General features: G+C 73.4%; 27 protein-coding genes and 1 pseudogene. 10 read left to right on the top strand and 18 right to left on the bottom strand.

Features of this window, described 5'->3' with window-relative positions:
- The first annotated feature begins 92 nt into the window (after positions 1 to 92).
- Positions 93 to 1,106, top strand: a complete 1,014-nt coding sequence (locus ADL22_RS26935) for a quinone oxidoreductase family protein (RefSeq protein ID WP_066985152.1) — start codon at positions 93 to 95, stop codon at positions 1,104 to 1,106.
- Here the strand turns inward: ADL22_RS26935 and ADL22_RS26930 are convergent.
- Positions 1,103 to 1,765: an AAA family ATPase gene (locus tag ADL22_RS26930; RefSeq protein WP_066985149.1), complete on the bottom strand. Its 663-nt coding sequence runs from the start codon at positions 1,763 to 1,765 to the stop codon at positions 1,103 to 1,105. The two genes, ADL22_RS26935 and ADL22_RS26930, sit on opposite strands and share 4 nt — an antisense overlap.
- 83 nt (positions 1,766 to 1,848) lie before the next feature.
- Between ADL22_RS26930 and ADL22_RS26925 the strand changes: the two genes are divergently transcribed.
- Positions 1,849 to 2,877 (top strand): serine/threonine dehydratase, encoded by a 1,029-nt coding sequence (locus ADL22_RS26925; protein WP_079064465.1) that lies wholly within the window; start codon positions 1,849 to 1,851, stop codon positions 2,875 to 2,877.
- A gap of 31 nt (positions 2,878 to 2,908) precedes the next feature.
- On the opposite strand, the gene ADL22_RS35010 is transcribed toward ADL22_RS26925, so the two are convergent.
- The 6 genes from ADL22_RS35010 to ADL22_RS26900 all read right to left on the bottom strand — a co-directional run bounded on the left by ADL22_RS35010 (position 2,909) and on the right by ADL22_RS26900 (position 8,253).
- On the bottom strand, positions 2,909 to 3,253 hold the full coding sequence (locus tag ADL22_RS35010) for an Ig domain-containing protein (RefSeq protein WP_066985146.1): 345 nt from the start codon (positions 3,251 to 3,253) through the stop codon (positions 2,909 to 2,911).
- Between the two features lie 178 nt (positions 3,254 to 3,431).
- Complete coding sequence (locus ADL22_RS26915) at positions 3,432 to 4,031, bottom strand: hemerythrin domain-containing protein (protein WP_066985143.1); 600 nt, start codon at positions 4,029 to 4,031, stop codon at positions 3,432 to 3,434.
- Positions 4,032 to 4,193: 162 nt separating this feature from the next.
- Complete coding sequence (locus ADL22_RS26910; RefSeq protein WP_066985140.1) at positions 4,194 to 5,027, bottom strand: Fpg/Nei family DNA glycosylase; 834 nt, start codon at positions 5,025 to 5,027, stop codon at positions 4,194 to 4,196.
- On the bottom strand, positions 5,020 to 6,540 hold the full coding sequence (locus tag ADL22_RS26905; protein ID WP_066985136.1) for an aminotransferase class I/II-fold pyridoxal phosphate-dependent enzyme: 1,521 nt from the start codon (positions 6,538 to 6,540) through the stop codon (positions 5,020 to 5,022). The genes ADL22_RS26910 and ADL22_RS26905 overlap by 8 nt, the downstream gene beginning before the upstream one ends.
- A gap of 111 nt (positions 6,541 to 6,651) precedes the next feature.
- Positions 6,652 to 6,807 (bottom strand): DUF6131 family protein, encoded by a 156-nt coding sequence (locus tag ADL22_RS35840; protein WP_199836382.1) that lies wholly within the window; start codon positions 6,805 to 6,807, stop codon positions 6,652 to 6,654.
- 135 nt (positions 6,808 to 6,942) lie between these two features.
- Positions 6,943 to 8,253 carry an NAD(P)/FAD-dependent oxidoreductase gene (locus ADL22_RS26900; protein WP_066985133.1) on the bottom strand — a complete coding sequence of 437 codons (1,311 nt, stop codon included), beginning with the start codon at positions 8,251 to 8,253 and terminating at the stop codon, positions 6,943 to 6,945.
- A gap of 428 nt (positions 8,254 to 8,681) precedes the next feature.
- Between ADL22_RS26900 and ADL22_RS26895 the strand changes: the two genes are divergently transcribed.
- Positions 8,682 to 9,446, top strand: a complete 765-nt coding sequence (locus tag ADL22_RS26895; RefSeq protein WP_079064463.1) for a DNA polymerase ligase N-terminal domain-containing protein — start codon at positions 8,682 to 8,684, stop codon at positions 9,444 to 9,446.
- A 350-nt stretch (positions 9,447 to 9,796) separates the two neighbouring features.
- Positions 9,797 to 10,816, top strand: a complete 1,020-nt coding sequence (locus ADL22_RS26890) for an AI-2E family transporter (RefSeq protein WP_234430867.1) — start codon at positions 9,797 to 9,799, stop codon at positions 10,814 to 10,816.
- A gap of 86 nt (positions 10,817 to 10,902) precedes the next feature.
- Here ADL22_RS26890 and ADL22_RS26885 read toward each other — a convergent pair whose 3' ends face one another.
- From ADL22_RS26885 to ADL22_RS26860, 7 genes and pseudogenes are all read right to left on the bottom strand, one after another.
- Entirely contained in the window at positions 10,903 to 11,268 is a 366-nt protein-coding gene (locus tag ADL22_RS26885; RefSeq protein WP_234430866.1) for a TetR/AcrR family transcriptional regulator, read from the bottom strand.
- Between the two features lie 33 nt (positions 11,269 to 11,301).
- Positions 11,302 to 11,412: pseudogene (locus tag ADL22_RS36460) on the bottom strand (TetR family transcriptional regulator); the annotation flags it as partial.
- Positions 11,413 to 11,513: 101 nt separating this feature from the next.
- Positions 11,514 to 12,062 carry a YciI family protein gene (locus tag ADL22_RS26880; RefSeq protein ID WP_066985127.1) on the bottom strand — a complete coding sequence of 183 codons (549 nt, stop codon included), beginning with the start codon at positions 12,060 to 12,062 and terminating at the stop codon, positions 11,514 to 11,516.
- Between the two features lie 235 nt (positions 12,063 to 12,297).
- Complete coding sequence (locus ADL22_RS26875) at positions 12,298 to 13,167, bottom strand: isocitrate lyase/PEP mutase family protein (RefSeq protein WP_066985125.1); 870 nt, start codon at positions 13,165 to 13,167, stop codon at positions 12,298 to 12,300.
- A 327-nt stretch (positions 13,168 to 13,494) separates the two neighbouring features.
- Positions 13,495 to 14,739 carry a DUF2306 domain-containing protein gene (locus ADL22_RS26870; RefSeq protein ID WP_079064461.1) on the bottom strand — a complete coding sequence of 415 codons (1,245 nt, stop codon included), beginning with the start codon at positions 14,737 to 14,739 and terminating at the stop codon, positions 13,495 to 13,497.
- A gap of 161 nt (positions 14,740 to 14,900) precedes the next feature.
- On the bottom strand, positions 14,901 to 15,431 hold the full coding sequence (locus tag ADL22_RS26865) for a PadR family transcriptional regulator (protein WP_066985122.1): 531 nt from the start codon (positions 15,429 to 15,431) through the stop codon (positions 14,901 to 14,903).
- A gap of 94 nt (positions 15,432 to 15,525) precedes the next feature.
- Positions 15,526 to 16,785, bottom strand: coding sequence for an FAD-dependent monooxygenase (locus tag ADL22_RS26860; protein ID WP_234430865.1), 1,260 nt, complete (start codon positions 16,783 to 16,785; stop codon positions 15,526 to 15,528).
- 104 nt (positions 16,786 to 16,889) lie between these two features.
- Here ADL22_RS26860 and ADL22_RS26855 point away from each other — a divergent pair, with 104 nt between their 5' ends.
- Complete coding sequence (locus ADL22_RS26855) at positions 16,890 to 17,492, top strand: PadR family transcriptional regulator (RefSeq protein WP_066985177.1); 603 nt, start codon at positions 16,890 to 16,892, stop codon at positions 17,490 to 17,492.
- Between the two features lie 215 nt (positions 17,493 to 17,707).
- Here ADL22_RS26855 and ADL22_RS26850 read toward each other — a convergent pair whose 3' ends face one another.
- On the bottom strand, positions 17,708 to 18,448 hold the full coding sequence (locus ADL22_RS26850; RefSeq protein ID WP_159048730.1) for a hypothetical protein: 741 nt from the start codon (positions 18,446 to 18,448) through the stop codon (positions 17,708 to 17,710).
- Between the two features lie 130 nt (positions 18,449 to 18,578).
- On the opposite strand from ADL22_RS26850, the gene ADL22_RS35525 reads away from it, so the two are divergent.
- Positions 18,579 to 18,869, top strand: coding sequence for a hypothetical protein (locus ADL22_RS35525; RefSeq protein ID WP_159048729.1), 291 nt, complete (start codon positions 18,579 to 18,581; stop codon positions 18,867 to 18,869).
- A gap of 202 nt (positions 18,870 to 19,071) precedes the next feature.
- Positions 19,072 to 19,584, top strand: a complete 513-nt coding sequence (locus ADL22_RS26845) for a hypothetical protein (protein ID WP_066985114.1) — start codon at positions 19,072 to 19,074, stop codon at positions 19,582 to 19,584.
- A gap of 95 nt (positions 19,585 to 19,679) precedes the next feature.
- Here the strand turns inward: ADL22_RS26845 and ADL22_RS26840 are convergent, their stop codons facing one another.
- Both ADL22_RS26840 and ADL22_RS26835 read right to left on the bottom strand, forming a co-directional pair.
- Positions 19,680 to 20,294 (bottom strand): N-acetylmuramoyl-L-alanine amidase, encoded by a 615-nt coding sequence (locus tag ADL22_RS26840; protein ID WP_066985111.1) that lies wholly within the window; start codon positions 20,292 to 20,294, stop codon positions 19,680 to 19,682.
- Positions 20,295 to 20,454: 160 nt separating this feature from the next.
- On the bottom strand, positions 20,455 to 21,423 hold the full coding sequence (locus ADL22_RS26835) for a LysR family transcriptional regulator (protein WP_079064459.1): 969 nt from the start codon (positions 21,421 to 21,423) through the stop codon (positions 20,455 to 20,457).
- A 242-nt stretch (positions 21,424 to 21,665) separates the two neighbouring features.
- Between ADL22_RS26835 and ADL22_RS26830 the strand changes: the two genes are divergently transcribed.
- The 3 genes from ADL22_RS26830 (at position 21,666) to ADL22_RS26820 (ending at position 24,251) form a co-directional block, all read left to right on the top strand.
- Complete coding sequence (locus tag ADL22_RS26830) at positions 21,666 to 22,547, top strand: pyridoxal-phosphate dependent enzyme (RefSeq protein ID WP_066985104.1); 882 nt, start codon at positions 21,666 to 21,668, stop codon at positions 22,545 to 22,547.
- Positions 22,544 to 23,533, top strand: coding sequence for a hypothetical protein (locus ADL22_RS26825; protein WP_066985101.1), 990 nt, complete (start codon positions 22,544 to 22,546; stop codon positions 23,531 to 23,533). The genes ADL22_RS26830 and ADL22_RS26825 overlap by 4 nt, the downstream gene beginning before the upstream one ends.
- Before the next feature lie 121 nt (positions 23,534 to 23,654).
- Positions 23,655 to 24,251, top strand: coding sequence for a dihydrofolate reductase family protein (locus ADL22_RS26820; RefSeq protein ID WP_066985098.1), 597 nt, complete (start codon positions 23,655 to 23,657; stop codon positions 24,249 to 24,251).
- A 63-nt stretch (positions 24,252 to 24,314) separates the two neighbouring features.
- Here the strand turns inward: ADL22_RS26820 and ADL22_RS34240 are convergent.
- Positions 24,315 to 24,456: ATP-binding protein (locus ADL22_RS34240; RefSeq protein ID WP_234430843.1), on the bottom strand; the 142-nt coding region annotated here is incomplete at its 5' end.

Raw genomic sequence — 24,456 nt, 5'->3', positions numbered from 1 at the left:
AGAGATCCGCGGCCCACCGCAGCCTGGTGGTGCCACACCCAGGATCAGCCCGCACTCTCCGCACCCCGCGCCGATCCCGCAGGATCGTCCCCATGACGAACAACGAGTTCACCACCGGCCGCCCGGGGCGGCGCATGAAGGCCGTGGTCATCCCCGAGTTCGGCGGTGCGGACGTGCTCACCGCCGCCGAGGTGGACGTGCCGGAGCCCGGTCCGGGCCAGGTCGCCATCGATGTGGCCTACGCGGGCGCCAACTTCGCCGAGATCCTCTACCGGCAGGGCCTCGCGGACGTACCGCTGCCCTTCGTCCCCGGCATCGAGGTGTCCGGACACATCCGCGCCCTCGGCGACGGCGTCGAGGGACTGGCGGTCGGCCAGCCGGTCGCCGCCCTGACCATCGTGGACAGCGGCGGGTACGCCGAGGTGGTGGTGACCGCCGCCGAACTGGTCGCCCCGCTCGACGCGCACCCGCGGCTGGGCCTCGACCTCGCGGCGGCCCTGCCGTCGAACAGCACCACCGCCCACCTCGTCCTCAGCCAGGTGGCGCGCCTCCAGCCCGGGGAACGAGTCCTCGTGCACGCCGCCGCGGGCGGAGTGGGCAGTCAACTGGGCCAGGTGGCACGGCGGTTGGGGGCGGGGCGGATCGTCGGCACGGTCGGCAGCCCGGCGAAGGCCGAGTCGGCCAGGGCCTTCGGCTACGACGAGGTGATCCCGCGCGACCAGGTCGCCGGGGCGGGCGAGTTCGACGTCGTGGTCGACATGGTGGGCGGGCCGGCGCGCCGGGCCGGGCTGGACGCGCTGGCGCCGATGGGGCGGCTGATCGTGATGGGCAACGCCTCCGGCGCCGACGACGTCGGCCTCTCCGCCAACGAGCTGTGGCTGTCCGGCAAGACGGTCTCGGGCTTCAACCTCGCGGCGTTCTCCGCCGCGTTCCCGGCCGCCGCGGGCCGGGCCCTGCGGCACGTGGTCGCCGCGGCGGCCGACGGCGGCCTCCGGGTGCGGGTCGCCGAACTCCCGCTGGACCGGGCCGCCGAGGCGCACCGCCGCATCGAGTCCGGCACCACCACCGGCAAGCTGGTGCTCAAGGTCGCCGGGACGGAGATTTAGGCGCCCGACCCCTGGGGCACGTCGGCGGGGGCCGGCGGCCGGCCCGGGGCCCGCTGCGCGGCGACGGTCGCCAGGACCGCGCCGGCCAGTTCCGCCGGGGAGCGGCCGCCGCCGGCGTCGAGGTGGTCCAGACCCAGGCGGCGCACGGCGGCCAGCATCAGGGTCTGGTACCGCTCGGTGCGGGCCAGGAACTTGTCCATGAGGTGCCGTTCCTCCTCGGTCGCCGTGGCGTAGCGCCCGGCGGCGCGCACCCGGGCGCCGAGCACGGACGGGTCGGCGGTCAGCCACACCGCGCCGGTGTGCGGAACGGTCAGCCCGGCGACGCGCTCCGGCCAGAGCGCCGAGCCCTCCAGCACCAGCCCCGGCTCCGCCGCCTCCCCGGTCGCCTGCGCGGTGACCAGCGCTTCGATCCGCGGCCAGAGCCGGGCGTAGTGGTCCAGCACGGAGGTGATCAACTCGTCCGGGCCGAGCCAGGCGTAGTGCTCGGCGACATGCGCCGGAACTTCCCGCTCCGGCGTCCGCCAGGGCCGCCCCGGATGCCGGGCCAGCGTGTCCGTGGTCCGGTACGCGTAGCCCAGCCGCTCCGCGAGGGCCTGCCCGATGGTCGATTTGCCGACATTCGACGTCCCGCCGATGAGTACCACCCGCACCTCGTCCATACGGCGACACTAGAACGCCCCGGCGGTCGGCCTATCGTGAAGGAGGCCGTTCCGGCCGAACGGAGCAACGGGCAGGAAGCGATATGGGCGACGGCGAGGGTGAGCATGAGCAGCGCGAGGACCGGCGGGGTGAGGACGAGAGATGTCTGAGCCACGCGGAGGTCGCGGCGGCCGGTGAGCGGATCGCCGGAGCGGTGCGGCCGCTCGCCGTCGCGGCGCCGGACGGCTCCCGGGACGGCGTCGGCGGCGGTGCCTGGCTGGGGCTGGAGTTCCGGCAGTACACCGGATCGTTCAAGGCCCGCGGCGCGCAGAACTTCCTGCGGGCGCACCGCGCCGGCGGGACCCTGCCGGACGCCGGCGTCACCATCGCGTCCGGCGGCAACGCGGGCCTGGCCTGTGCCTGGGCCGCCCAGCAGCAGGGCGTCCCGGCCACCGTCTTCCTGCCGCGGAACGCCCCCGAGGTGAAGGTCGCCAAGCTGGCCGCGTACGGCGCCGAGGTGCGGCTGGTCGGCACGGAGTACGCCCAGGCCCTGACGGCCTGTCAGGAGTTCGCGGCCGGAACCGGCGCACTGGCCTCGCACGCCTACGACGACCCGCTGATCGCCGCCGGGGCCGGCACCGTCCTTGCGGAGTTCCGCGCCCGGGTGCCGGAGCTGGACACCGTCGTGGTCGCGGTGGGCGGCGGCGGGCTGTTCGCCGGGATCGCGGCCGCCGCCCGGCACCACGGCATCCGCGTCCTGGCCGTCGAACCGGAGCACTGCTGTGCGCTGAACGCGGCGGTCCGGGCCGGGCACCCGGTCGATGTGGAGATCGCTTCGGTGGCCGCCGACTCGCTCGGCGCCCGGCGCGCCTCGGCCCTCGCGCTGCACGCCGCGCAGCAGGACGGCGTGCACTGCCTGACCGTGCCCGACGAGGAGATCGAGCGCGCCCGCCGGCGGCTGTGGGCCGAACAGCGCATCGTGGTCGAACACGCCGCCGCCACCGCGCTCGCGGGCTGGGCCGCCTGGCGGGCCGGGGCGGGCGCGGACGGCGGGACGCCGGCGACGGCGGGCATCGTACTGTGCGGCGCGAACACCGATGTCCGGACGCTGGCGGCCCCGGGCCCGGAGTGACCGGGCGGCGGGGTGACCGGCCGGGAGTGTGTCAGTGGGCGACCGCTACTTCCACCTTGAGCGGCGGCGCGTCGGCCGCCGTGACGGTGAAGGCGGCGGTGCCGGCCGCGTCCCCGGCCACGAGCGTGGGGGTCTCCGCGTAGCCCTCCGGGTCGGTGAGGACGGTCACCGTGGTGTCGACCCCGTCGAAGAGCGCCTGCTCGCCCATCGCGTCCCAGGTGAACGTCACCGGCACCCCGGCCACCGGTGACTGGTCCTCGTCCACGACCCGGACCTTCAGCGGGTAGGGGAAGACCTCGTGGGGACAGGCGCGCTGCCCGGTGCTGCCGGCCGGCTGGATGGTGTACGCCCGGCCGTGGCCCGCTTCCGCGCTCATAAGGCCGCCTCCTGACTGGCTGTGGCTGTCTGTGACTGTGGCTGTGACTTTGACTGGCTATGTCGGGTCGTGGGTGTGCCGGTGATGTTAGGCGCGGGGCGGGGCATCGGGGCGGAGGTGCGACCCGTTTCCGGGAAGTTCCTGCGGTGGGGTGAGGGCCCGGCCGGGCGGCCTGGGGTCAGTGGCGGCCGGTGAGGTAGTCGCGGACGCGGTCCACGAGGCCGATGCCCGGCGCCAGCAGTCCGATGACGGGCGGGGTGCTGGGCGCGCGCGGGTGCGGATGGGTGGGGGCGGTCTTCTTGGCCTCCTGCGCCTTGCGGCCGAGGCTTTCCAGTACGAACGGGTGCACGCCCTCGCGGAGGAGGGGGAACAGGGTGCGCTCCTCGTCGGCGATGTGCGCGGTCACCGTAACGCTCAACTCGCGTACCAGGACGCCGAATTGATCCTCGCCGGCGCTCCGGCCCTCCAGTTCCCTGAGCAGTTCCTCGACGCGCCGGTGGTCGGCGAGTTCCTTGTCGGCCAGGCCGTCGCCGCCCGCCAGGTGCTTGCGTACGGCCGGGTAGAGGTGCTCCTCCTCGGCGACCGTGTGGCGGACCAGTTCGATGGTGAGGGTGTCGAGCAGCTGCTTGCGGTCGGGGCTGCCGGGGGCGGCGGCGTCCAGGCGGCCGAGGAGCGTCTCGATCTCGCGGTGGTCGGTGGCGAGTTCGGTGAGCAGGTCGGTGGGGGCGGGCTCCGCGCCACTGGTCTCCGGCGGGTCCTCGCGGTCGTTCGCTGCCATGACGGTGCCTGTCTTCCGGGTCCTGTCGTGCGTTGCGAGTGGTGCCTGTCTTCTGAACGGTGTCTGTCTGCGAACGGTGCCGGTCTTGCGAGGGGTGCCTGTCTTCTGAACGGTGTCTGTCTGCGAACGGTGCCGGTCTTGCGAGGGGTGCCTGCCGTTCGTTCAGCCTGCCTGGCGTTCGCGCGGTCTGCGGCGGGTGTCCGGCGGTGGCTGGCACCGCGGGCACCACACCGTGCCGCGGCCGGCGACGCGGTCGCGGTGCAGGGCGGTGCCGCAGCGCGGGCAGGCCGGTTCGCGGTCGTCGCGGTGGCCGGTGAGCCAGCCGCGGTCGGGCGGTACCCGGCCGGCCTTGACGGCGGACCGCAGCGTGCGGCGCATACTGCGGTAGAGCCGGGCGCGTTCGGCGTCGGTGAGCGCACCGGCCCGGTCGGTGGGGTGGAGCCGGGCCCGCCAGAGGATCTCGTCGGCCAGCAGATTGCCGAGACCGGCCAGGACGGACTGGTCGGTGAGGGCCGATTTGAGGCCGCCGCGGCGATGGCCGAGCGCCGAATCGAACGCACCGCGGTCCACGCTCAGCGCGTCCGGCCCCTGGTGGGCCAGGGCCCGGGCCAGCACCGGGTCGTCCGGGCCGGCCGCCAGCCACAGGCCCTGGAGTTTGCGCTGGTCCCGGTAGCGCAGCTGGCGGTCCGGCGGGACCGCGAACAGCACCCGGTCGTGCGGTGCGATGGGGTCCTCGGGCCGGCAGCACACCAGCGAGCCGGTCATCCCGAAGTGCAGCAGCAGCGTGGGGGAGCCGTCGTCCAGGGGCGCGAGCAGCCACTTCCCGCGGCGTTCGGGCGCGGCGAACGTCCGCCCCTCCACCGCGCGCCGCAACCGCGCGGCGCTCACCCCGTGCAGCACCCCCGCGTCGCGCACCTCGACCCCGCGCACCGTCCGCCCCTGCGCGCAGGAGGCCAGGACCTCCCGGAAGGCTTCCACATCGGGCAGTTCAGGCATCGTCGGACTCGGTGTCCCGGGCCAGCACGCGGACGGTGCGGAGCTGGGGGTCGGTGGCGTCGGGGAGGTTCATCCCGGCGGCCACGCCGGTGCGGAGGTAGTGCAGCACCGGCTCGTTGAGGCGTTCGCCGGGGAGCGCGGCGGGGATGCCCGGCGGGTACGGCGTGATCATCTCGGCGGCGATCCGGCCCACCGCCTCCTGCACGGGGACGTCCTCGACCGGACCGAAGTAGGCGTCGCGCGGCAGGCGGTCCTGCGGCAGCCGCAGCTCGGCGGGCGGCGGGACGGCCACGGCCGGCGGACGCTCCCGCTCGGCCGGGGGAGTGCTGGTGAAGTGGCGGGCGGCGTCCTTCAGCGCGGTCAGCAGCGCCGCGGCGGTGGCCTCGTCGTCGGCGTGGGTGAGCTGGGTGTTGATCCGGCGGTGGTCGGAGAGGTGGGCGTCCACACGGCGGTGGGCGCGCAGCCAGTCGGCCACCGCGTACCCGGTCGTGCCCAGACCGCTGACGTCGATGACGACCGGCAGCGGGTCGAAGTCGTCGGCCCGGCCCGGCCCGCAGAAGTCGGCGCGGTCGTGCACATGCAGCCCCGGGATCTCCTCGATCGCCGCCCGGACCTCCGCCGCCAGGTCCAGCGTGCGGCCCAGCAGCTCCCGGCCGTGCAGCGCCATCTGCCGGCGCCAGCCGTCCAGCCCCGCGTACACCAGGACCGACGGGCTGGTCGTACCGAGCAGATCGGCACGCGACTTCAGCAGCGCGGGGTCGATCAGATCGCCGGAGAGGTGGAAGACGGACCCCTGCTCCAGACCGCTGCCCATCTTGTGGATGCTGGTGACGCAGATGTCCGCGCCCGCGTCCATCGCCCAGGACGGCAGCGCGGGGTGGAACGGCAGATGCGCGCCCCACGCCTCGTCCACGATCAGCGGGCGGCCCCGGCGGTGGCAGACCTCCGCGAGGGCCTTGAGGTCCGCGCAGGCGCCGTACGGGGTGGGGCTGGTGACCAGCGCGCCGCGGGCGTCCGGGTGGGCGGCGAAGGCCCGCTCGAACTCCTCGGCGGACGGCGGGTGCGCGAGATGGCGTCCGGCGTCCCACCGGGGCTCCACCCACACGGGGCGGATACCGGCCAGGATCAGGCCGGAGACGACGGACTTGTGCGCGTCCCGGCCGATCAGCAGTGTCTCGTGCGGACTGGCCACGGCGAGCATCGCCGCCTTGACCGACAGGGAGCTGCCGCAGGTGGTGAAGAAGGTGTGCGCGGCGTGCACCGCGTCCGCCATCAACTCCTCGGCGCGGTCCAGGATCCGGTTGCTGGTGCGGCGGTCGTCCAGGCCGCCCGAGGCGAGCACATCGGAGCGGAACACCGCGTCGCCGAGGATCTCGCGGACGCGCGGGTCGGCGCCGCGGGCCTGTTTGTGGCCGGGCGGGGAAAAGCCCAGCCGGCCCGCGGCGTGGTACTCGGCGAGGGCCTCCAGGACGGGGGCGCTGGTGTGGTCGAGGGTCGGGGTCGAGGAAGACATGTCAGGCTCCGGCCTCCCTGGCACGCCGCCGTTCGCCGTGCTCCTCTCCGGCGGCCTCACTGGTGGGTTCCGTACGGCGGGCGCCTCCCGTAGGGCGGGCGCCGGCCGCCGTTACCAGTAGTGCCGCCGTCCGCCGACCGCGTGTCCCACCGCACCGAGCAGCCAGAGGATCGCTCCGATGACCAGCAGGATGATGCCGATCGTCCACAGGATGGAAATGCCGGTCAGAAAGCCGACCACGAGCAGGATGATGCCGAGAACGATCACGATGTGCTCCGATCTCGTTGTGATGTGTCCCTCTCACTGTGTGCCTCGCCCGGAGCAACGGCAACTCGTGTCCCGGCAGGCACTGGAGCGCGTAAAGCGCCTGTTCAGAGGCGGTACGAGGAGGCGCGGCACGGTTCACGCCGGACCGCCATCCGAGTCGCGCGGCACCCGGGCCACTTCCGGGGAGGCGGTGTCCAGCGGCACCGACCAGGAGCGCACCAGCCCGAGCTGGACACCCTGGCGGGGCAGCACCGCGTCCAGCAGCCAGTCGGCGGCCACCCGGGTGCGGTTCCCGGGCATCGCCATCAGGTGGTAGCCGCGGGTGACCGCGCCGGCGAGCGGGCCGGACAGCGGGATGTGGAACGGGTTCGCGGCGGCCTGCGCGCCGCCCAGGTCCACCATGAAGCCCAGGTCGTGGTGCTCGTATGCGCGCTCGGTGCCCTGGCCGAAGGACGCCGCCACGTTCCGCGCGGCGATCCGGCCCTGCCGCTGGGCGTGCTGCGCGGTCATCGGCGTCAGCCGGCCGGGCCGGGTCAGATCCGGTACGGCGGCGGCGTCGCCGCAGGCGAAGACCTCCGGCCGGCCCGGCACCCGCAGGAACGCGTCCACGCACAGCCGGCCCTGGTCCGTCGGCAGCCCCATCGACGCCACCAGCGGGTCCGGCCGGACGCCGACGCACCAGATCAGCGACCGGCTGGCGACGAACTCGCCGTCGTCGAGCAGCACCCCGTCCGGCGTGGCCTCCTTGACCGAGGTACCCGTACGGACCTCCACGCCCCGGTCGCGCAGCACCCGCCCGGCGGTCCGCGACAGCCGCTCGTCCAGCTCCGGCAGCACCCGGCCGGCGATGTCCAGCAGCAGCCAGCGCGGCCGGGAACCGTCCGGCAGCCCGGCGTTGCGGCGGGCCAGCTGCTCGGTGTACCGCACCCCGTGCGCGGCCACCTCGGTCCCGGTGTAGCCGGCGCCCACCACCACGAACGTGGTCCGCGCCGCCCGCTCGGCCGGGTCCGCGGCGGCGCCGGCCAGCTCGACCTGGCGGGTCATGTGGTCGCGCAGGTAGAGCGCCTCGGGCATCCCGCGGAAGCCGTGCGCGTGCTCGGACACCCCGGGGATCGGCAGCAGCTTGTTGACGCTCCCGACGGTCAGCACCAGCCGGTCGTACGTCAGCTCGCCCTCCCGGTCCTCCGGGTCGGTGAACAGCACCCGGCGGGCGTCGAAATCGACGTGGTGGGCCTGGCCGAGGACCAGCCGGACGCCGGGCAGCGTCCCGGTGAGCGAAACGGAGATCCGGCGCGGCTCCAGTATCCCGGCGGCCACCTCGGGCAGCAGCGGTACGTACAGGAAGTAGTCGTGCGGGTTGACGAGCACGATCTCGGCCGCGCCCCGGGCCTGCTTGGCCAGCGCGCGGGCGCAGTGGTAGCCGGCGAAACCGGCTCCGACGATCACGATCCGAGGACGACGGCGGTTCGTCACGTGCACTCCTGCGGTCGAGGACGTTCGGGGGTGGCGGGCTGGGGGCGCTCGGGGGCGCTCCCGGGGCGGGCCGGCGCCGGCACATCGGGCGCGCGGCGCGGCGCTCAGGCTCTCCAACCTTCCGCCCGTGGGCTCCGCGTGCCCGCCCGGCGGGGCGGATACTCCTCCAACCGGGTTCCCGGGGCGCGGCGGGCCTTCCGGGCGGCGCCGGCCGGGGCGGGAGCGCGCACATGCGGGCGGGTGGGCGGCGCGCCACAGTGGAGGGGCGGTGGGTGTGCGTGCGGCTCGGCCGACTGGCCTGGCCCGATTGCGGGCCGTGCGCACGGCCGGCTTACGGGTACGCGGCCATAACGGGACACCACACCACTACGCGACGAGCGCCGCGAGGGGAGGCGGACGACATGGGCGGAGGGACGAAGGAGAGCAGAAACGCCAAACGAGTCGGGCACCGTAAGCGAGCCGCGGCCACCGGGGCGGCCACGGCACCCAAGGCCCCCGAGGACACCGACCGGCTGACCACCTACCGGGGCAAGCGGCACTTCGACCGCACCCGGGAACCGGCGGGCGGCCCGGCACAACCCGGACGGACGGCCGGTGGACCAGCGCCGGACAGCCCCGAGGAGCCGCACGACACCACCACCCCCCAGGAACCGCACTTCGTCGTCCAGATCCACGACGCCAGCACCCTGCACTTCGACTTCCGCCTGGAGGTCGACGGGGTACTGAAGTCCTGGTCCGTCCCCAAGGGCCCGTCCACCGACCCGCACGATAAGCGGCTGGCCATGCCCACCGAGGACCACCCGCTGGAGTACCGCGACTTCGAGGGCGTCATCCCGCAAGGCGAGTACGGCGCGGGCACCGTGATCGTCTGGGACGAGGGCAGCTACCACCCGCTCCCCGGCAAACGGAAAGCCCGCCACCGCTCCTTCGCCGAGTCCCTGGAGCACGGCCACATCACCTTCTGGCTCGACGGCAGCAAACTCCACGGCGGCTACGCCCTCACCCGCTTCCGCGGCGGCCCGGACTCCGGAGAACGGGAATCCTGGCTGCTGGTGAAGGAGAACGACGACCGGGCCGGTCACCGCGGCACCCCCGACGCCCACCGGGCCCGCTCCGTACTCAGCGGCCGCACACTGCGGCAGGTGGCGGCGGAGGAGCCCGGCTGAGCCAGCGCGCGCACGGCGCCGGGCCGGGCCCGGAGAAACCCGGCGGACGGGCGCCGGCCCCGCGAAAGCCGGCGGACGGGTGCGGCGGTCCCGGGAGCCCCGGGCGGACCAGGGCAGGCCCGCGAACGCCACCGGCCCGACCCGGTCCCCACCGGGTGCCTTCGAGGGAATACCGGCCGGTCGCGTTCGGTGGCCGCCGCGCGGTGATACCGGTGACGTAAGGGCCCCGCCAGGGCCCGCGGAGGCCCATGGGCGGGAGGAGGTGGCGGCTCAAGGTGCCGATCCGAGCCCGCCGCGCCCACCCGGGGCCCCGCCGCCTGCCGGAACCCCGCCTGCGCGAGACCGTCGTCGTGCCCAGACCGCTGCGGGTGGCCGCCGCGTACGGGTGGCGGCTGCTGGTCGTCGGGGCCGCGGTCTACGTGGTGTTCATGACGCTGGGGCGGTTCCACCTGGTCACCCTCGCCGTCTTCCTCGGCCTGGTGCTCACCGCCCTCCTGGAGCCGCTGACCTGCCTGCTGGCCCGCGTCCTGCCGCGTGCGCTCGCGGTCACCACCGCGCTGCTGCTGGGCATCGTGCTGCTCCTCGGCGTCCTGAGCCTGATCGGCGCCAACGTCGCCGGGGAGTGGCCCGGCCTGCGGCAGGTCTTCGGCGGCGGGGTGAACCGGATCGAGCGCTGGCTGGAAGGCCCGCCGCTGCACCTGCGGCACGGCGCCCTGGCCCACCTCCAGGACTGGATCTCCCGCTTCGTCAGCAAGAACCGCGGCAACCTCATCAACACCGCCGTGAGCGGAGTGGGCCGGCTGGTGGAGGTCCTGACGGTGGCGGCGCTCGCCCTGTTCTGCTCGGTCTTCTTCCTGCACTCCGGAACCCGGATGTGGCTGTGGTTCGGCGGCCAGCTCCCGGAGCGCGGCCGCCGCTGGGCCGGGACGGCGGGCCGGGCGGCCTGGGCCACCTTCACCGGCTACACCCGCGGCATCGTGATCGTCGCCGCGACCAACGCCATCCTCGTCGGCCTCGCCCTGTTCGTCCTGGGCGTCCCACTGGTCCTGCCCCTGGCCGTCCTGGAGTTCTTCGCCGCCTTCATCCCCCTCGTCGGCTCACCGGTCGCCCTCGCGGTGGCCGCAGTCGTGGCCCTGGCCGCCAAGGGCCCCCTCGTGGCCCTGATCGTCGTCCTCCTCATCGTCGTCATCGGGCAGCTCGAAGGCCACGTCCTCCACCCCCTGGTGATGAGCCGCGCCGTCCGCCTCCACCCGGTCGTAGTGGCCCTCGCCGTCGTCTGCGGCGGCGTAACGGCCGGCGTCCTCGGCGCGGTGGTCGCCGTACCCCTGACATCGGTGATCTGGTCCGTCTACGGAGCCCTGCGCCCGTAACGAGGCGACCGACGCCGTACGCGCCACGGGCCCGGACGACGCCCCGGACCGGCCCGCCAACGCTTTCAGGTTGACGCAAAGCGCATTCACACCGGGCCGACGAGGGCCGGCGCCAGATCCGTGACGGCGCGGGTGAACGCCCGGGGCTCGCCGGACGACGCGGCCATCCGGCGGACCAGTTCCCCATCGAACGCGGCCAGCAGGGCATGCGCCGCGAAGTCGCTGTCCAACCCGGGCCGTGCCTCGGCGACCAACCCGCTCAGATGACGGTGCCAGAGCTGATAGCTCGGGTCGGCGAATTTGTCCGAGGCGCAGGCTTGTTCATGCGCCGAGAGCAGCGCCGCGTTGCGTTCCGCGATAGCGCCCAGGCCGTCCAGGAAGACGATCAGCCGTTCCCGGGCGGGCGCGCCAGGGCCCAGCGGGGGAGGCCCGTCGGCGATCGCCGCCCGCAACTCGTGGGAGCGCTCCTCGACCAGCGCCCGCAGCAGTCCGGCGCGACTGCCGAAGCGGCGGAAGACCGTGCCCTTGCCGACGCCGGCGAGCGCGGCGACCCGGTCGAGCGAGACGTGCTCGCTTACGTAATCGTCAACGTCGATGTATTCGATGAGGAGGCCGGCCTCGTCTACGCATCCGCGGCCAGGAAGTCCATCCTCAACTACGGCGGCCGCTACCTGATTCTGATCACCTCGCTATCACGTCATGCCCGCCCGCCGAAATGCCAGTCGTGTACCTCGATGTCGGCGTACCGGTCGGGGGTCAGCAGGGAGCGTGCCGTGACCGGGTCCGGCGCCCTGAGGAGCGCGGCCGTGCCCAGCCAGGTGGCGCCGTCGTCCGACAGCAGCGGTCCGTAGGCGATGAGTTCACCTTGGTCGGGCGGCGGGGTGAGGTCGGCGGCCGGGCCGGTACCCAGGCCGAGCACCAGGTAGCGGTCGCCGCCGGTCCGGCCGCCGGGGAACTCCCACATGGTGCGTCCCAGCGTGTTGTGCCAGCGGCGCAGCAGTACGTCCCGGTAAACGCCGGCCTGGTAGTTCGGCTCGTCGAAGGCGAACGCGCGGGCGGCCGCGGGATCGGGCAGGTCGAGGATGTGCACGCTCCCCGTGGGCGTGTCACTGCCCGCGGCGAACGTCGGTCCCCGGGCGATCATCTCTTGCGCGTACCCGTCCATGTAGGACCAGTGCGCTTCCAGAAGCTCCTCCCGCAATGGCAGGGAGCCGCTGCGGTCGCGGTGATAACAAAGGAATTCCACGTCTCATGGTCTCCGGCGCGCGGACCCGCCGTCCAGCGGTTTGACGGTCGATGCGCGGGGAGTTGAACGGCCCGAGGCCCGAGGCCCGAGGCCCGGGGCCCAAGCCCCCAGGCCGAAGGCCGCGCCGGGCGGCCATTCGGGCTGATGGGAACATCCCGGCGCGGCCTCTGTGCCGGTGCCTGGGCCTCAGCCAGGCGCCCAGGCACTCAGTCACTCAACTCAGGCAGTCAGGCACTTACGCGTATGCCTGGGCTTCGGTCGGGGCGGGGGCGTGGTGGCGGCTGATGTTGCGTTCCAGCAGGGACAGGCACTCGGCGACGCCGATGGCGCCCGGGACGTGCTCGGGCAGGCGGCCGTCGGCCCGTTTCAGTTCGGTGAGTGCCTGGTCGATGGCGGTCTGGGCGGCGAACAGGCAGGGGGTGCTGTAGATCGCGATGTCGACCCCGAGGCGCCGTAGCTCGGTGAGCGACAGCCGGGGCGACTTGCCGCCCGCGATCTGGTTGAACAGCAGCGGCTTGTCGCCGATGACGCGGCGCACCTTGTGGATCCAGTCGACGCTGCGTACGCCGTCCACGAGGATCACATCGGCGTCGGTCGCGGAGAGCGCCTTGGCCCGGCGCAGGATCTCCTCCTCCTCGGTGGCGTCGGTGCGGGCGACGACGACCAGGTCGCGGCGGGACCGGAGGACCAGGTCGAGCTTGGCGAGGTACTCCTCCAGCGGCAGTACGCGCTTGCCGTCGACGTGGCCGCACCGCCGGGGACGCTGCTGGTCCTCCAGGATCACCCCGGAGGCGCCGATGGCCTCCAGCTGCTGGACGACATGGCAGGCGGTCTCCGGGTCGACGTAGCCGTCGTCGATGTCGACCAGCAGGTGCTGCCGGGGAAAGGCCAGCCGGAGCCGCTGGACGAACGCGACGATATCGGGCCAGGCGATGAACCCGATGTCCGGCAGACCGTAGTGGGACGCCGCGAAGCCGAAGCCGGAGACGAACATCCCGTCGTAGTGGCGCGCCGCCAGGGACGCGGAGAACATGTCGAAGACGCCGATCAGCGGGGTGGTGCCGTCCGCCTGGATCGCGGCTCTTAATCGGTTGGGGTGGTTCACGGTACCCTCCGATGCGTGGTCGCGTGGACTACGCGTCGCGGCCGACCCGTTGCCTGCCGGAGCCGTGGTCGGTGCGAGGCGTCACGGGCCGAACCCACCGGGGGTACGCCGCTGCGGCGTGCCCCCGGTTGTGTCATGCCTGAACTGGCCCGTGGGGAGCGCGCGTTGCGCCCTCCGCGCCAGCAGGTTAGGAAAAGGATTGGTCATGACACAACCATGAGTTGGTAATGACGGCTGGTGAGGGTCGGTTTTGAGCCGTTCGGCGCGGGCGGGCCGAGTGGCTTGGTTGAGGTGTCGTTGGCCGGATCGCGTAGGTGGCGTCAACCGCTACCCGGCAGCCCGTTCACCTCGCCCCACCCCCGCCGCTTCCCGCCCCGGCCCGTCGGTGGCGCTCGCGGCCGTCCGCCTGCCGGCCTGGGCCTCCCGGCGGCCGGCCAGTACGCGCAGGCTGACCGCCGTCGTCGCCGCGAACGCCAGCATTCCGCAGCCGATTCCGACGCCCGCGGTCAGCGCCGTGTAGCGGTCGAGCGCCGCGTACCGCTCCAGCAGCACGGTCGCGCCGGCCGAGAACGGCGGGGCCAGGCACAGCGCGGTCAGATGCAGCCGCCACTCCTCGCGGGCCCAGCCCCGCCCGGCCCGGCCCGCCCGCCGGTGGCAGACGGCCAGTACGGCGTACACCGCGGCGAACGGGACCAGGTAGCCGGCCAGCAGCCGCTGCCCCGCGGCCCCCCACACCAGGAACGACCGGGCGATCCACACCAGGGCCGCCGCGCCCGCCAGATGGGCCGCGATCAGCACCGGCCCCGGCACCCACGTACCGCGTACACCGGGCACCGACGCCCGCCGGTCCATCGCCCGCGACGCGACCAGCGCCCCGAACACCACCACCAACCCGAGGTGCATCACCGCCACGCGGTTGACGTCCGCCATCGAAAGTCCGGGCAGCAGCACCGGGAGCGCGCCCCACTCCAGACGCAGCAGCGGCGCGGTCATCAGATAGCCGTAGCACAGCAGCATCCACCGCTGGTGCAGATCCGGGAACCGGCCGACCGCGGCGGCGATCCCGTACGTCACGCTCATGACCGTCCCGGCCAGGAGCGTCGCGAGCACGATCCAGAACGTCGCCCCGCTGAACGCGTCGCGCGGCGCGGTCCGCGCCAGATAGACCGCGGCGCCCGCCATCGAGGCGTACACCGCCAGCGCGAACACCACCCCCAGCGCGCGGTGCAGCCGGATCCGCCGTCGTACCGCGGACAGCAGTTGCGCCGGGCCCAGCAGCATCAGCGCGCCGCCCAGCACCGTGTGCAGGATCAACGCGGCCAGGCTGTGCCCGTACGGTCCGGTGCGGGTGGCGAAGGCGTCGGCGACGTAACGCGGCGAGACCGTCCGGGCGAGGAGCCATTCGCCGACCGCCGGGGCGCCCCGGTGCGCGTACGGCCAGAGTTCGGTCACCGCGATCGGCGCGTATCCCAGGCAGACGGCGATCACGGCGACGGTGGCCGCGCGGCGCCATACGGCCTGCCGGGGCGATACGGCCGCGCGGCGCCCTACGGCCCTGCTCGGACGGTTCATGGCGACTCCCTGGGTGGATCGCGGCCGTGAGCCGGCGGGCCGGTGCCCGACGGTGATGGTCCGGACTGGACCGTCCTAACTGGACCATCGAGAAGGTAAGGGGGATCGGCGGGAGCGGTCAATGGGTCGCGTGCGATGCGCTGTTGGCGTTGCGGCGCGGGCTACGCGCCGCGCTCCTCCACCCACTGCCAGAAATCCACCATCATCCGCTCGTAGCGGATCCCGAACTCCAGCGCCTCCCGCTGCCCCCGGCTCATCAACTCACCGACGCTGTCGGCCAGTTCCTCGTACTCGGCCAGGGTCCGGCGGTGCTCCTCGATCTGCACGGGGGAGTGCACCTCCGGCCGGGCCCCGAACCACAGCTTCAGGATGCTGCGTTCGCGCGCCTCGACCGGTACGAACGACGCGTCCGCGAGCCACTTCTCCAGGGCCGCCTTGCCCGCGGGGGTCAGCTTCAGCAGCCGGCGGTTGCGGCCGCCGCTCTGCCGCGACTCCGACAGCAGGCCCGCTTCGACGAGCCGGTCGCACTGCGCGTAGACCTGCGCATGCGGCATCGACCAGAACGGGGCCACCGTGCGCGCGGCCTCGACCTTCACGTCGTACGGGCTGGCCTCGCCCAGCTGGTCGATGAATCCGAGCACCAGGAAGGAGGGCGTGGTCAGGCGGGTCTCGGCCCTGCGGGAATCAGCCATGCCGGGACGGTATCGCGGGGCGGCGGCCACCCGATCCGCCCGGGCGCCGTCCCCCCCCCGGCGCCCGGCCGGACGCCCGCCGCCGCGCGGGCCGTCACACCCCCGCCGGACTCCGTACCGGCTGCGCCCAGTCGATCCGGTGGAAGTGCAGCGGCCGGAACATCTGCTCCGGGGAAGGGAATTCCGGTACGGGGAGGTCGCTCTTGCCGGCCTTGACCTTGTTGACGGCCGCGGCGCTGCGGCCGATGGCCTCCACCCGCGGCCGGCGCAGCGCCTCGTAGGCGGCGAACGCCTCCTGGTGGACGGGCAGATCGCGCAGGCAGCGCGCCAGTTCCACCGCGCTCTCGATGGCCAGGGAGGCGCCCTGCCCGGAGCTGGAGGAGGGGGCGTGCATCGCGTCGCCGACCAGCACCATGCGCCCGCGGTGCCAGTGCGGTACGGGCGGCATCCGCTCCATCCGGCCGACCGCCATCAGTTCGCCGGGCCCGCTGTGCCGCAGCAGCCGCTCGCCGGGGACGTGCCCGGCGTACAGCTCCCGCAGCTTGGCCAGCCACTCGGCGGCCGGTACGCGCGCCACCTCTGCCTGGCTCGGCGGGTTGTCCACGGGCAGCCCGGCGAACCAGATCAGCCGCCCGTCCGCGCCCCGCCAGTAGCCCATGAACGCCCGGCCGAACGCGAAGTGCATGGTGCCTGGCTCCGCCTCGACCCCGCAGTCCGCCGCCGCGTACCCGCCGAAGCTCAGCACCCCGCCGTATTCGGGCGCGGGCGCCTGGGGGTCGATGAGGGTGCGGACGGTGGAACGGATGCCGTCGGCGCCGATCAGCAGATCGGCGGTGGCGGAGCTCCCGTCGGCGAAGTGCGCGGTGACGCCGCCGGACGTCTCCTCGGCGCCGATCAGCCGCTTGCCGTACGCGAACGGGACGCCCGCCGCGGCCGCGTGGTCGGTCAGCGCCCGGAACAGGCGCTCCCGCGGCATCGTCATCGTCGGCGGCAGCTCCGGGAAGCCGCCGAAGCGGGTGAGGGGATGGCCGGCGCCGTCCGCCATCACCACCCCCGGGACCGGGTGCCCAACGGCCCGTACCGGCGCGTCGGCGCCGACCGCCGCCAGCGCGGCCAGTCCGTTCGGCGCCAGCCCCAGCCAGGCACCGACCCCGTCCGCCGCGGCCGGGTACGCCTCGTACACCGTCGCCGCGATACCTGCCTGGCGCAGCGCGAGCGCCGCCACCGGGCCCGCGACCCCGCCCCCGATGACGAGCGCGGTCCGGGCCCGGGCTGCGCGGGCCATCGCTCCGTAGCCCCTGGCGTCCCCGCTGCCCCTGTCGTTCCTGCTGTCGTCCGTGCTGCTGACGTGCATGACCCCTCCCGGGTGCCGTGTCGGTTGCGTCCCCCTTGCTGGCCATAGTTGCAGAGCAACTAGTCTCAACGCAACTAGTTACCTCGCTGACTACGATGGCCGGTATGACCACCACCGTGAAGAGCTCGCCACTCGGCCTGACCGTGCTGGTCCTGCTGCATCACCGGCCGCTGCACCCCTACGGCATTCAGCAGCTGCTCAAGCAGTGGGGGAAGGAGCACGTGGTCAACGTCGGCCAGCGCACCGGCCTCTACCGCACCATCGAACGGCTCCAGGCCGGCGGACTGATCGCCGTCCGCCAGACCGAGCGCGATCAGCAGTACCCGGAGCGGACCGTTTACGAGGTCACCGACGAGGGCCGGGCGGCGACCCGGGAGTGGCTGGAGCAGATGCTCGCGGTCCCCAAGGCGGAGTTCCCGGTCTTCCCGGTCGCGCTGTCGAACATGCTGATGCTCACCCCGGACGAGGTGGCCCCCCTCCTGGAGCGGCGCCTGCGGCACATCACGGCCCAACGCGCCGAGACCGAGCGCCAGACCGCGGCGGCCCCGGCCGGACTGCCGCGCATCACCCTCATCGAGAACGAGTACCTGATCACCCTCCTCCGCGCCGAGGAACGCTGGCTGCGCGGCGTCCTCGACGACCTCCGGGACGGCAGGCTGACCTGGACGCCCGAGATGCTCGCGGCCTTCCAGGAGGCGGGGGAGTAGGGGAGTGCATGCCTGCCGGGTTGGGGAAATGCCTGGCGCGCGGTCGAGGGTGACTGGCAAGATCGCCCCATGGCTTACGGAATCGAGTTCCACCCCGCCTGGTGAGCGCCCGTCCGGAGCGCTCCGCTCCCAACCCGCCGCTCCCCCTCTACGTACGCACTCTGCGCCGGCACCGCGCGGCGCCCGACGGCCACCCGCCGCGGGGCGGCTACCGCCTACCGGAACCACCACCCGGGCAACGCGCCACCGACCTCAGCTGGTCCGCCGCCCAGGACGCGCTCACCGACGCGCTCGCTCCCCTGCTGACCAGCCAGGACACTGCCTGGGCCGCGGCCGAGAGTCACCGCCGGCTGGCCGGTCAACTCCCGCCCACCACCGACCACTTCGCCATCCTCCTCACCCTCGCCCAGGAACTGCACAGCGGCCCCTGCGCGCTGCTTGCCTGGCAGCCCGGCCAACGCCACGCATTGCTCGATGAACTGGCGCGGCTGCTCACGTCGGCTGCCTGGTCTGCTCTCTCCGCCACCTCCGGTAGCGACCCCATCGAACTCGCCGATGTCGACGGCCGGAACAGCCGCACCCGCCTGGGCTGGATCCGCAACGCAACGCGTCGGCTCTTCGGCACCGTTGAGCGGGCGGACGGGGCCGGCGGGGCGGAAGAGGTGGAAGACCACGGCGCTCGCGGCGACGCTTCGGCTTCCAACGTCCTGCGTATCGAGGTGGTCGTGCGGGATCCGGCGGAGCGGGCCGAGGTCGAGACCCGCTTCCTGCTCGACGGCCGGCCGCTGGTGCCGGGAGCCTTCGGCCTCGGCCCCGGGCACACCCCGGAGTACCTGCTCGACAGCGGCCGGCTGCGGGCGGGGCCGGAGCCCACGCGGGTCCGGCTCGCCGAGGCGTACTGCACGGAAGGCTGCTGCGGCGCGCTGTACGTCACCATCCGCCGCGAGGGCGACCACGTCGTATGGGGTGCCTGGGAACGCCCGGCCGGGTCACGGCGGGGCTGCGCGCACGCCCCGGCCTCCTGGCCCAGTGGGACGTCGAGCCGGGCTGGACCGGCGTCGACTGGGACGACTCCGACACGGTCGTGTGCTACTTCGTCCACCGGCCCAGGACCGACCCGAACCAGGCGCCGATCCAGGCGCCGCCCCAGGCACCTCCCCAAGCACCCCCGATGGGCAGGGCGCCCTCAACTCGCCCTGGCTGCAATTCGTTTGGCGCATCCCGGACGACGGCAGGCCACCGGAGGAACGGGCCGCGGCCGCGCTGCACCGGCTGGCCACCACCGACCCGAAGCGCTACGCGGACGTCTGCGGCGGCAGCCGCGAGCACGCCCTGGCGCTGGGCTACGCCTGGCCCGACGAGCCCAGGCGGACGTAGCGGAAGTAGCAGACGTAGCGGATGCAAGGGATGGAATGGGGGTAGCGCCCCGCCACAGCCGTGGTGGGGGTGTGAAGCCCTGGCGCGGGAGCCATCCGGCAACCCGCCGGGTGCCCTCGCGCGCCCCCGCCCGGCCCCTTGGAGCCGCCCCCGGGATGCGGCACTGTACGGGGGTCCGAGATCCCTTCCGAAAGGACGGAGCATGACCGTACGCATCCGCGCCGCGTGCGCATCCCTGCTGGCGGCCGGGCTGCTGGCCGCCGCGGCGCCCGCCGTGGCCGCGGCGCCCGCCGTGACCGCCGCACCGGCGAAGTACACCCACGCCGCCGCGGCCCAGCAGTTCCGGAAGGCCGGTATCACCTGGACCTCCTCCGGCCGGTGCAGCGACCGCAACAACAAGAGGTGCACCTCGTTCGACCAGATCAACCGGACCACCGTCGCCGGCGTCATCGCGTTCAAGAGGGCGAGCGGCTGCGCGGTCTCCCTCACCGCCGGCACCGAACGCGGCCACGCGGCCGGCAAGTACAGCCACTGGAACGGCTACAAGGTCGATATGCATGTGACGACGTGCGTCGACAGGTACATCACCCGCCACTTCCGCTACACCGGTCCGCGCCCCGGCGACAGGGCGAAGACGTACAAGTCACCGGCCGGCAACGTCTACGCCCGCGAGGGCTCCCACTGGGACATCACCTACTTCAACGGCAACCGGTGATCCGCGCCCGGCCGGTGATCCCGGCAGCGGGCGGCCCCGGTAGGTGATCCGCGGCGGCCGGGGACCGGCGGGCCGGCCGCTCTCGGAGAGTCCCGTCAGAACGCGGCGCGCACCAGCCGCATATAGCGAGCCCAGTCCCACAGCGGCCCCGGATCGGTGTGGTCGGCGCCCGGCACCTCGTCATGGCCGATGATGTGCCGGCGGTCCACCGGAATGCCGTAGCGGCGGCAGATCGCGGCGGTCAGCCCCGCCGACCGCTCGTAGAGTGCCTGGGTGAACCACCGCGGTTCGTCCACCCGCCCCTCGTGCTCGATCCCGATACTGCGCCAGTTGTACGCGGCGTTGCCCGCGTGCCAGGCAACGTCCCGCTCCCGTACGCACTGGGCGAGATGGCCGTCCTCGGACCGCACGACGTAGTGGGCGGACGCGCGGTAGCCGGGGCGGCCGAAGAGCATCAGGGTGTCGGGGAAGGTCTCCTGGGTGACGTGCACGATCACCATCCGCACCGGGTGCCCGTCGGGCCGGTCGGCCGGTGTGTAGTTGGTGGCGGCGGCCGGGACCCACTGCGGCTGCGGGTAGCCGGGGCCGGTACCCGTCGGGGCGGGGCTCGGCGTGGCGTTGCCGGAGCAGGCGGTGCCGGTGGCGGCCAGCGCGGCGATGCCGGTGAGGAGGTGCCGGCGGCTGGGCCCGGGGGAGCAGCACGGACGCATCGGGTGACGTTCCCTCCAGCCTCGATGCCTGGCGCCGCGGAGACCGGCGATGCCTGGCGCCTCGCGTACGTACGACACGGCGGACAGCCGACAGCAAGCTACCCGCGTCCCGCACGGCGACCGCGCTCCGACACGGAACCCGCGGGGTGACCCGGGGCGATCAGTCAGCGGCCCGCTCCGCACCGCCGGATGCCTGGCCCGCCGCCCGCTTCCCGGGCACTCCCGCGAGGGCCGCGACATGGGCCGGCAGGGGCCGGGCGTGGTGGGTGAGGACGTCGATGAAGGCCGCCGTCAGTGCGTCGGGCCGGCCCCGGGTGTACGCGGCCAGCGGGCGGCGGATGGGCGGGTCGAGGAGGTAGACCCGGGCGGCCGGGTTGGCGGGGATCATATTGGCGGGGAGCAGGGTCGGCCCGACACCGGCCAGGGCCAGTTGCAGCGCCGCGGCGGTCTGCTGGGTGCGTACCGCGATGAGGGGCTGGAAGCCGGCGTCGGCGCAGGCATGGTCGAGGATCTTGGACAGGCCGTTGGGTTCGGTGAAGTGGACCCATTCGCGGGCGGCGAGTTCGGACAGCGGCAGCCGGGAGCCGTCCGGCCAGTCGAGCGGATCGTCGGCGGCCAGTACGACCACGAACTCCTCGGCGTCCAGCGGGAAGAGGACGCCGGGCCAGTCCATGGGCGGCGGGCCGATCGCCACATCGGCCTGTCCCGCGGCCATGGTCAGCTGGAGCTCGCTGTCGTAGAGCTTCTCGGTGAGCGACAGGCGGACGCCGGAGTGCTGCCGGCGCCAGACACCCAGTACGGCGGGCAGGACGCCCAGGCTGATCGAGTGGAGGGTGGTCAGGCGGAGTTCGCCGCCGTGCACGCCGACCACCCGCAGGGCGGCGGAGTTGGCCCGGTCTATTTCGGCCAGTGCGGCGCGGGCGTGCGGGAGTATCGCGCGGCCGAGCGGGGTCGGGGTGATGGGGCGGACGTTGCGTTCGATCAGCGGGCCGCCGCAGGACCGTTCCAGGATCTGCAACTGGCGCGAGAGGGCGGGCTGTGAGACATGGAGCCGGTCGGCGGCGCGGGTGAAGGAGCCTGTCTCCACGATGGCCACCAAGTATTGAAGCTGTCTCAGGGTCATTGCCATGCCCAGAGGTTATAAGATTGATGATCAACAGGTCTTGGACACGCTCGCGGATGGCTCGGCATAGTCGAGGCCAGCGGTTCCAGGTGGTTTTTCCTTGTTTCGTGCGGGGGTGTCGAGATCTGTGAGTCTTTGGCGGCGCTAAGACCTTGTTGAATTTTCCCTCATCTCTTCCCGCTCCCGGTTGTGCGGGGATTCTCCGGCGGCAGGCTTTCGCCGAACGACTTCGGGAACTGAACGGCCTGGTGCCGGGAAGCGAGGTCCATCTCGTCACCGAGGGAAGCGAAGCGGCCGGCTTCCCCGGACTGGCGACCGCGGTCGGCATGATCGAGGACGCGGAGGCCAAAGGGCTGCTGCGGCCCGGCGGCACCGTCGTCGAAGCCTCCTCCGGAAGCCTCGGCGTGGCCCTCGCCGCCGTCTGCGCCGGAAAAGGCTATGGGTTCCTCTGCGTCACCGATCCCGAAGTACCACCCGGCCGGCTGGCACTGCTGAAAAGGCTGGGAGCGCAGATCACCGGCGTGACCAGGCGGGACGCCAATGGCGGATTTCTGCTCAGCCGGATCGAGCGCGTCCGGGAACTGCTGACGGCCGATCCGCGTCTGGTATGGCTGAATCCGTATGCCTATTCCGCGCATTCCGCCGCCCGGTCCGCCCGCACCGCCGCGGCGATCCTGGCGGAGCTGGGCCGCGTCGATCATCTCTTCCTCGCCGCGGGCGCGCTCCGTACGCTGCGGGGCTGCCTGGACCACTTCCGGGAATTCTCCCCGCGTACGAGGGTGACGGCGGTGGCCGTTCCCGACGACCAATTCCCGGAGCCCGGCGGCCCTCCCGAGGCCACCGACGCCCTGCTGCTGATCCCCGCGCCGGAGGCCGTCCGGATGTGCCGCAGGCTCGCCGCTGAGCACGGACTGGCGGCCGGCCGGCCCACCGGCGCGGTCCTCGCGGCAGTGGTGCGCGCCGCCCCGTCGATCGACAGCGGTTCGCGGGTGCTGGCGCTCGCCCCGGACCCGCGCCACCGCCGCACCGGGCCGTTCGGTGACGGCAACCCCGCTCCCCGCGCCGCCGCTTCCACCGTCCCCCCTCACCCCCCTCACTCCGCCGCACCGCACGAGGAGACCCGCTCATGACCGTCGACATCGTGGCCCCGACCGCTCAGTGGGGTGCCGAACACTCGGCCGACCTGGCCTGTCTGGCCGCCCGTTACGCCGTGCGCTTCCCCTGGTACGGCCATCTCCTGGCGCGGCGCGGCGTGCTCGGCTCGGACCGGCTCGACGAGCTGCCGGTCCTCGGCCCGGACCTCCTCACCGCGCACTACTACACCGCCGAACACCCCCAATTCCCTTGCGCGGGCGTGTACTTCAGCTCCGGAACCAGCACCGGGCGGCCGAAGCGGGTGCTCTACAGCCCGGCCGACGAGGACGCCTACGCCACCCAGCGCAGGGAACTCTTCGAGGCGTTCCTCGCCGGTCTCCCGCTCGGCGGCGTCGCCGTCACCGACCTCGGTGCCTGCCATGCGGCGGCCTCCGCGCGGCGGATCTTCCTGGAGATGGGGTTCGACGCCCATGACATCGAGAGCGACCGCCCGCTCGGCGCACGCGTCCGGCTCCTCAACGACCACCGCCCGGACGTGCTGTTCACCACGCCGGCGATCCTGGACCAGCTGCTGCGGTCCCCCGACCCGCTGCGCATCGCACCGCGCAAGGTGATCGTCGCCGGCGGCCTGGCCCCGGCCGGCTGGCGCCGCCGGGTGGCCGAGCGGTTCGGCATCGGCTTCGCCGACGTCCTCGACGTCTTCGACAGCGTGGAGATCGGCGCCATCGCCCACTACGACGCGGCGGCCGGCCACTACCGCTTCCACGACCACATCCTGCCCGAGGTCGTCCCCCCGGGCGCGGACGGCGCCGCCCCCGGCGGCGGAAGCGGCGCGCTGCTGCTCACCTCCTTCGCCCGCGACTGCTTCCCCGCCCTGCGCTACGCCACCGGCGACCTGATCAGCGGACTGCGGCGCGTCCGCCACGGCGGCCGGGTCGGCTATGTCTTCGACCGCATCAACGGCCGGGCCGCCCGCCCGCGTACCGCACTGCGCGAGCTGCCAGGCATGCGCGTCCGCTAACGCGCCTGTCCCGCAAGGGAGGTGGCCCGGGGCGGCCGGTACGGCCTGGCGGCACCGAGGGCGCCGAGGTCGCCATTACGCTGTCCCCGGGCCGACAGAACAAGGAAGAGGAACACCTCCCATGCGCGTTGTGATCAGCGAATTCATGAGCCTGGACGGCGTGGTCCAGGCACCGGGCGGCTCCGAGGAGGACACCGACGGCGGGTTCGCCCACGGCGGCTGGTCGCACCGGTTCTTCGACCCGGAGGTCGTCGGCGGTGCCTTCACCGACGCCCTCTCGACGGCCGAGGCCCTGCTCTTCGGGCGCCGTACGTGGCAGACCATGGCCGCCGCCTGGCCCGAGCGGGCCGGCGACCCGTTCGCCGACCGGATGAACGCCATCCCCAAGTACGTGGTCTCCGGCGTCCTCGACGACTCCAAGCTCACCTGGGAGAACACCCGCCTCATCCCGGGCGGCGAGGCCCTGGACCGGATCCGCGAGCTGCGCGGCGCCGAGGGCGGCGACCTGCTGGTGATGGGCAGCTCCGCCCTCGTCCGCAGCCTCCTCGGCGCCGACCTGGTGGACGAACTGCGGCTGGTCATCATGCCGGTTCTGCTCGGCGGCGGAAAGAAGATCTTCCCCGACGACGGTGCCCTGCGCCGCCTGGAACTGGTCTCGTCGACCACCAGCGGCACGGGCGTCCACGTGTGCACGTACCGGCCGGTGATCGAGGGCTGACCCCCGCCCGCACCACGACGTGCCTGGCACACTCTCAGCGGAACGGGCGTGCCAGGCACCGGGTCAGAGCGGGAGGACGACGCGCATGTCCAGGCCGCCGCCTTCACGGGGGACGGCGGTGATGGTGCCGTCGTGGGCGCGGACGACGGAGCGGACGATGGACAGGCCCAGGCCGACGCCCTTGTCGCTGCCGGTCCGCTCGGTG

This window comes from Streptomyces sp. NRRL F-4489 (assembly GCF_001509485.1).
Classification (GTDB): Bacteria; Actinomycetota; Actinomycetes; order Streptomycetales; family Streptomycetaceae; genus Streptomyces.
This window is presented reverse-complemented; position numbering and strand designations above follow the sequence as displayed.

What these genes read in the sequence shown, in the direction of transcription:
- ADL22_RS26935 (WP_066985152.1), top strand. Translation starts at nt 93, where the DNA reads ATGACGAACAACGAGTTCACCACCGGCCGCCCGGGGCGGCGCATGAAG.
- ADL22_RS26930 (WP_066985149.1), bottom strand. Translation starts at nt 1,765, where the DNA reads ATGGACGAGGTGCGGGTGGTACTCATCGGCGGGACGTCGAATGTCGGC.
- ADL22_RS26925 (WP_079064465.1), top strand. Translation starts at nt 1,849, where the DNA reads ATGGGCGACGGCGAGGGTGAGCATGAGCAGCGCGAGGACCGGCGGGGT.
- ADL22_RS35010 (WP_066985146.1), bottom strand. Translation starts at nt 3,253, where the DNA reads ATGAGCGCGGAAGCGGGCCACGGCCGGGCGTACACCATCCAGCCGGCC.
- ADL22_RS26915 (WP_066985143.1), bottom strand. Translation starts at nt 4,031, where the DNA reads ATGGCAGCGAACGACCGCGAGGACCCGCCGGAGACCAGTGGCGCGGAG.
- ADL22_RS26910 (WP_066985140.1), bottom strand. Translation starts at nt 5,027, where the DNA reads ATGCCTGAACTGCCCGATGTGGAAGCCTTCCGGGAGGTCCTGGCCTCC.
- ADL22_RS26905 (WP_066985136.1), bottom strand. Translation starts at nt 6,540, where the DNA reads ATGTCTTCCTCGACCCCGACCCTCGACCACACCAGCGCCCCCGTCCTG.
- ADL22_RS26895 (WP_079064463.1), top strand. Translation starts at nt 8,682, where the DNA reads ATGGGCGGAGGGACGAAGGAGAGCAGAAACGCCAAACGAGTCGGGCAC.
- ADL22_RS26870 (WP_079064461.1), bottom strand. Translation starts at nt 14,739, where the DNA reads ATGAACCGTCCGAGCAGGGCCGTAGGGCGCCGCGCGGCCGTATCGCCC.
- ADL22_RS26865 (WP_066985122.1), bottom strand. Translation starts at nt 15,431, where the DNA reads ATGGCTGATTCCCGCAGGGCCGAGACCCGCCTGACCACGCCCTCCTTC.
- ADL22_RS26860 (WP_234430865.1), bottom strand. Translation starts at nt 16,785, where the DNA reads ATGCACGTCAGCAGCACGGACGACAGCAGGAACGACAGGGGCAGCGGG.
- ADL22_RS26855 (WP_066985177.1), top strand. Translation starts at nt 16,890, where the DNA reads ATGACCACCACCGTGAAGAGCTCGCCACTCGGCCTGACCGTGCTGGTC.
- ADL22_RS26845 (WP_066985114.1), top strand. Translation starts at nt 19,072, where the DNA reads ATGACCGTACGCATCCGCGCCGCGTGCGCATCCCTGCTGGCGGCCGGG.
- ADL22_RS26840 (WP_066985111.1), bottom strand. Translation starts at nt 20,294, where the DNA reads ATGCGTCCGTGCTGCTCCCCCGGGCCCAGCCGCCGGCACCTCCTCACC.
- ADL22_RS26835 (WP_079064459.1), bottom strand. Translation starts at nt 21,423, where the DNA reads ATGGCAATGACCCTGAGACAGCTTCAATACTTGGTGGCCATCGTGGAG.
- ADL22_RS26825 (WP_066985101.1), top strand. Translation starts at nt 22,544, where the DNA reads ATGACCGTCGACATCGTGGCCCCGACCGCTCAGTGGGGTGCCGAACAC.
- ADL22_RS26820 (WP_066985098.1), top strand. Translation starts at nt 23,655, where the DNA reads ATGCGCGTTGTGATCAGCGAATTCATGAGCCTGGACGGCGTGGTCCAG.